This window comes from Bradyrhizobium sp. PRIMUS42, from assembly GCF_023006515.1.
Taxonomy (GTDB): Bacteria; Pseudomonadota; Alphaproteobacteria; order Rhizobiales; family Xanthobacteraceae; genus Bradyrhizobium.
Genome location: NZ_JALBGZ010000628.1, coordinates 1 through 3,697, shown reverse-complemented (window position 1 = coordinate 3,697; position 3,697 = coordinate 1). Strand labels below are relative to the sequence as shown.

Sequence of the window (3,697 nt, the reverse complement as noted above, 5' to 3'; positions counted from 1 at the left end):
CCCGGCTCGAAGCCTTCGACAACCCCGTCACCACCAGCGCGCCGATCAAGCTCGCACGCACGCCGTTCTTCTGCTCGGGCTGCCCGCACAACACTTCGACGCGGGTGCCGGAGGGCAGCCGCGCCATGGCCGGCATCGGCTGCCACGGCATGGCGCTGAGCATGCCGACCCGCCGCACCGATCTGATCTCGCATATGGGCGCCGAGGGCGTGAACTGGATCGGCCAGTCGCCCTTCACGACCGAGACCCACATCTTCCAGAATCTCGGCGACGGCACCTATACCCATTCCGGCCTGCTCGCCCTGCGCGCGGCATCGGCCGCCGGCATCAACATCACCTACAAGATCCTCTACAACGACGCTGTCGCGATGACCGGCGGCCAGCCGGCCGAAGGCAGCTTCAACGTCGCGCAGATCGCGCATCAGGTCTGGGCCGAAGGCGTCAAGCGGCTCGCGATCGTGTCGGACGATCCGACCAAGTACCCGCAAGGAAACTACTTCCCGCAAGGCGCGACCATCCATCACCGCCGCGAACTCGACGCCGTGCAGCGCGAGCTGCGCGACATCAAGGGCCTCACGGTCGTGATCTACGACCAGACCTGCGCGGCAGAGAAGCGCCGCCGCCGCAAGCGGGGGCTCTATCCCGACCCCGCCAAGCGTGCCTTCATCAACGAGCTGGTCTGCGAAGGCTGCGGCGATTGCTCGCAGGCTTCCAACTGCGTCTCGGTGCAGCCGCTGGAGACCGAGTTCGGCCGCAAGCGCCAGATTGACCAGTCCAACTGCAACAAGGACTATTCCTGCGTCGAAGGCTTTTGCCCGAGCTTTGTCACCGTGCACGGCGGTACGCTCAAGCGCATGAAAACGTCGGCCGTCGATTCCGGGCAGCTGTTCGCCGACCTGCCGCTGCCGCCGGCACGTGAGCTGGAAGGTCCCTACAACATTCTCGTCACCGGCATCGGCGGCACCGGCGTCATCACCATCGGCGCACTGCTCGGCATGGCCGCTCATGTCGACGGCCGCGGCTGCTCGGCGCTGGATTTCACGGGCCTGTCGCAGAAGAACGGCGCCGTGATGAGCCATGTCCGCATCGCCCCGAAGCCGGAGGACATCTCCGCGGTTCGCATCACCACCGGCGGCGCCGAAGTCATCCTCGGCTGCGACATGATCGTCTCGGCAGGTCCCTCCGCACTCAGCCGTGCCGAGCGCGGCGTGACGAAAGCGTTCATCAACGCCGATTTACAGCCGACCGCCAGCTTCGTGCAAAATCCCGATCTCGATTTCGAGATGGGCACGATGCAGACCGTGCTGCGCGACGCCGTCGGCGACAAGAACCTCGACATCATCGACGCCACGGGCATCGCTTCGGCGCTGATGGGCGATTCCATCGCGACCAATCCCTTCATGCTCGGCTTCGCCTTCCAGAAGGGCGTGATCCCGCTGTCGCTGGAGGCCCTGCTCCGCGCCATCGAGATCAACGGCGCCGCGATCGAGATGAACAAGCTCGCCTTCACCTGGGGCCGCCTTGCCGCCCACGACATGTCGCGGGTGCGCAGCGTGCTGCAGTTCAAGAACAGGGCTGCCGCGCCGACGAAATCGCTCGACGACATCATCGCGACCCGCGCCGAATTCCTGACCGGCTATCAGGACAAGACCTACGCCGACCGCTACCTTGCTGCCGTCGCCAGGGTGCGCAAGGCCGAGAGCGCGGCTTCGCCGGCGTCCACGGAGCTGACCGAGGCCGTCGCGAAGAACCTGTTCAAGCTGATGTCCTACAAGGACGAGTACGAGGTCGCACGGCTCTATACCGATGGCAGTTTTGCCAAGAAAGTGTCCGAAAAATTCGACGGCGATTTTACGCTGAAGTACCATCTGGCTCCGCCGATCTTCGCCAAGCGCGACAAGACAACGGGCCGGCTCCAGAAACAGGCGTTCGGCGGCTGGATGATCCACGCCTTCCGCCTGCTGGCCAGGCTCAAGTTCCTGCGCGGCGGCGCGTTCGATCCGTTCGGCCGCACCGAGGAGCGCCGAACCGAGCGCAAGCTGGTCGAGGATTATCTCGGCATGATCGACCAGCGCACCGCCGGGCTGAAGGCGGAGCAGATCCCGCTGCTGACGCGGCTCGCCCGCGTACCGGAGACGATCCGCGGTTTCGGCCACGTCAAGGAAGCCAACATCAAGCAGGCCTCGGCGGAGACGGCGCGGCTGATTGCTGAGCTGGAGAACAGCCGCTTTGCCGCGGCTGCGGAGTAGCGGGGCAGCCCGCACCCTCTCCACGTGATTGCGAGGAGCCCTTGCGACGAAGCAATCCCCGACTACCTCCGCGGCGGGATCTCTGGATTGCTTCGCTCCTCGCAATGACGTGGATATAGCGGAGACAACAGTTAGGCGGAGGCATCCGCAGCGCTTGTCATGCTGGCCACACTCCCCTCCGCCAGATGCCGGCCCGCAATATACCCGAACGTCAGTGCCGGCCCGAGCATAGTGCCCGGCCCCGGGCAATTCCCGTTCATGATCGAGCCCATGTCGTTGCCGCAGGCATGGAGGCCAGCAATCGGCGTGCCGTCCTCGCGCAGCACGCGCGCCCGCGCATCCACCTTCATGCCGATCGCGGTGCCGAGATCAGCCGGATGGATGCGCATCGCGAAGAACGGGGCGCGGAGGATCGGCGCGACGCAGGGATTGGGCTTGTGGCTGATATCGCCGAGGTGGCGCTGGTAGACGGTGCTGCCGCGGCCGAATTCGCCGTCGCGACCTTCTTTCGCATCGGCGTTGTAGTTCACGATCGTCGCCGTGAGCGCGGACGGCTTAACACCGATCTTGGTTGCGAGCTCTGCGAGATCAGGAGCCTCGATCAACTCGCCACTCGCCACATAACGCCGATAGCCGCGCGTAAACGGCTTGATGCGACCGAGGCCGTAAGCCCACAGGAACGCGCGGTCACAGATCAGGTAGAATGGCCGGTCCGGCTCGCCATTGCCATCGCGGAGCATGGCGAGCACGAATTCGTGGTACGACAGTGCTTCGTTGACGAAACGTCGGCCCGCTGCGTTGACGGCGATCACACCGGGCTTGGCGCGATCGGTCACCATATGCGGGAACACGCCGCGGCTGCCGTCGGCGCGGGGGAACAGCGAGGCCGGCACCCAATAAGCCGGGCTGGTCGCGTCCGTGTTGAGCGCGGCACTGACTTTGGCTGCGAGCCGAAGTCCGTCGCCCGTCGCTGATTTGTTCGTCGCCGAAGCAAATCCGGCCGCCGCCGGAAAAAGGCGCTTGCGCAACACGGCGTCATGCGAAAAGCCGCCGGTTGCCAGCACGACGCCACGACGCGCGGCGATCGGCCGGTCACGGGAGCCGTGACGGATCACCACGCCGCTGACACGATCACCCCGCATCGAGAGATCCTCGACGTCGGCGCTGAAAAGAATTTCAACCCGCCGCGAAAGCAGCGAGGCATAGAGCCGCGCAGCAAGCGCATTGCCAAGATGCAGCGTGCTGCCGCGCGGGCTGCGCAGCCGCTGCAATGCATATTCGGAAATCAGCCGCGCCGCGCGCAGGGTCGAGCGCAGCGATTTCCCCGCCTTCCGCAGGTGCGGAATGTCGAGACGATTGACCATCATCCCGCCGAGCAATGTGAACTCCGGGAGCGGTGGCCGCAATCGCGCAAAGGCGGCGCCCAGCCGCGCGCCATCGAACGCGAC

2 protein-coding genes are annotated in these 3,697 nt (G+C 65.5%); one reads left to right on the top strand and one right to left on the bottom strand.

Annotated elements, in window-relative coordinates:
* Positions 1–2,249: indolepyruvate ferredoxin oxidoreductase family protein (locus MOV75_RS30735; protein ID WP_247007195.1), on the top strand; the 2,249-nt coding region annotated here is incomplete at its 5' end.
* A 131-nt stretch (positions 2,250–2,380) separates the two neighbouring features.
* Here MOV75_RS30735 and MOV75_RS30730 read toward each other — a convergent pair.
* The coding region (locus tag MOV75_RS30730; protein ID WP_247007194.1) for an FAD-binding protein at positions 2,381–3,697 on the bottom strand (1,317 nt) is incomplete at its 5' end.